This is a genomic window from Bartonella queenslandensis AUST/NH15 (assembly GCF_000312585.1).
Classification (GTDB): Bacteria; Pseudomonadota; Alphaproteobacteria; order Rhizobiales; family Rhizobiaceae; genus Bartonella; species Bartonella queenslandensis_A.
The window spans coordinates 100761-102193 of record NZ_HE997985.1; the positions used below are offsets into that span (position 1 = coordinate 100761).

Here is a 1433-nt window from a genome sequence, read left to right on the forward strand (position 1 = left end):
CTCCATGGGCTAATAACGGAACCATAATATGATGTCTCATTAGAAGAGCCCATAGCAAACTCATCCATATTAAGTTTTCCTAACATCACAGCACCATCTTGCCATAAATTAGCCGTAACGGTTGATTCATAGTTCGGTTTAAAACCATCAAGGATATTTGAACAGGCTTGAGTATGAACACCATAGGTTGCAAAAAGATCTTTAATCCCCAAGGGAATTCCTTCCAAAAGCCCTCCCTCTCCTTTCGCCAAGCGGCGATCTGATTCAGCAGCCATGTTTTTTGCTTGTTCTGCTGTTATTGCTACATAAGCATTCAAAGTCGGATTAGCCAATTCTATTGCTTTTAAATAAGCTTCTGTTAATTCCGTTGCTTTGAGCTTTTTCTTTATTAGAGCATCACGAGCTTGTGCAATTGTGAGGGTTGTTAAATCAGTCATATTGGTTCTCAAATTTCAAAAATATAAAAAGTTACTCAACAATTTTTGAGACAAGAAAAAAATTTTCTTCTGTAACAGGTGCATTGGCGACAATATCTGCTACTTTATTACCATCTGTAACATTATCTTCACGCATTCGTAGAGTCATCGGTATCACAGATGTTAATGGCTCAACTTCACTGACATCAACTTCTTTCAATTGCTCTACAAAGCCTAAAATAGCATTGAATTTTTTTGTCATAGGTTCCACCTCATCATCGTGGATAGCAATCCGCGCTAAACGTGCAACCCGCTTGACGGTTTCTTGATCAACAGACATATTCTTTACGCCTTTCTGTTTTTTGTTTATTTATTGATCTTTATCTGGCTATACAAGGCTGTGCTTGCAAGCGCAAGGATATTAGATAAGATGAATAAAGAATATAATTATAGATCTGAAATATTAAAAAACGTATTATAATCCCTATGACTGTTATTAATATAAACGAAATTATGACACATCTTTTGCCTGGACAAACAATAGCAGGCTTAGATTTAGGGACAAAAACGATTGGAATTGCGATTTCTGATATGGGGTTGACTGTTTCAAATCCACGCCCTGTGCTCCAACGAAAAAAATTTATAGAAGATGCCCACACACTTATTAAAATTTTTGATCATGAAAATGTAGGCGTTATTGTCATTGGCTTACCTCTTAATATGAATGGAAGTAGCGGTTCTCGTGTTCAAGCAACCAAAGCTTTTGTGAGCAATATGAAAGCTTATACAAAAATTCCATTTGTTTTTTGGGATGAGCGCTTATCAACAATTGCCGCAGAACGTTCTCTTTTAGAAATGAATGTATCACGCACTAAAAGAGCAAGAAGAATTGATTCGGCAGCCGCTGCTTTTATATTGCAAGGTGCTCTCAATAGAATTGAAAATTTCCATCATATGGAAGGATAAAGAACATTGAGCAAATGCGCGGCATTATAGCGTGCAATGAGCATCCCATAG

At 36.8% G+C, this 1433-nt stretch carries 3 protein-coding genes; 1 reads left to right on the top strand and 2 read right to left on the bottom strand.

The annotated features are described in order from the left end of the window. Both BN338_RS02510 and gatC read right to left on the bottom strand, forming a co-directional pair. Positions 1-437 (bottom strand): amidase family protein (locus BN338_RS02510; protein ID WP_039758699.1); only part of this gene is annotated, 437 nt, incomplete at its 3' end. Between the two features lie 31 nt (positions 438-468). Then, complete coding sequence (gene gatC / locus BN338_RS02515; protein WP_039758700.1) at positions 469-756, bottom strand: Asp-tRNA(Asn)/Glu-tRNA(Gln) amidotransferase subunit GatC; 288 nt, start codon at positions 754-756, stop codon at positions 469-471. A gap of 146 nt (positions 757-902) precedes the next feature. On the opposite strand from gatC, the gene ruvX reads away from it, so the two are divergent. Then, positions 903-1382 (top strand): Holliday junction resolvase RuvX, encoded by a 480-nt coding sequence (gene ruvX / locus BN338_RS02520; RefSeq protein ID WP_039758701.1) that lies wholly within the window; start codon positions 903-905, stop codon positions 1380-1382. Positions 1383-1433 lie beyond the last annotated feature (51 nt).

Excerpts from the sequence above, each read along its gene's own strand:
- ruvX (WP_039758701.1), top strand. The coding sequence starts at position 903 with ATGACTGTTATTAATATAAACGAAATTATGACACATCTTTTGCCTGGA.
- gatC (WP_039758700.1), bottom strand. The coding sequence starts at position 756 with ATGTCTGTTGATCAAGAAACCGTCAAGCGGGTTGCACGTTTAGCGCGG.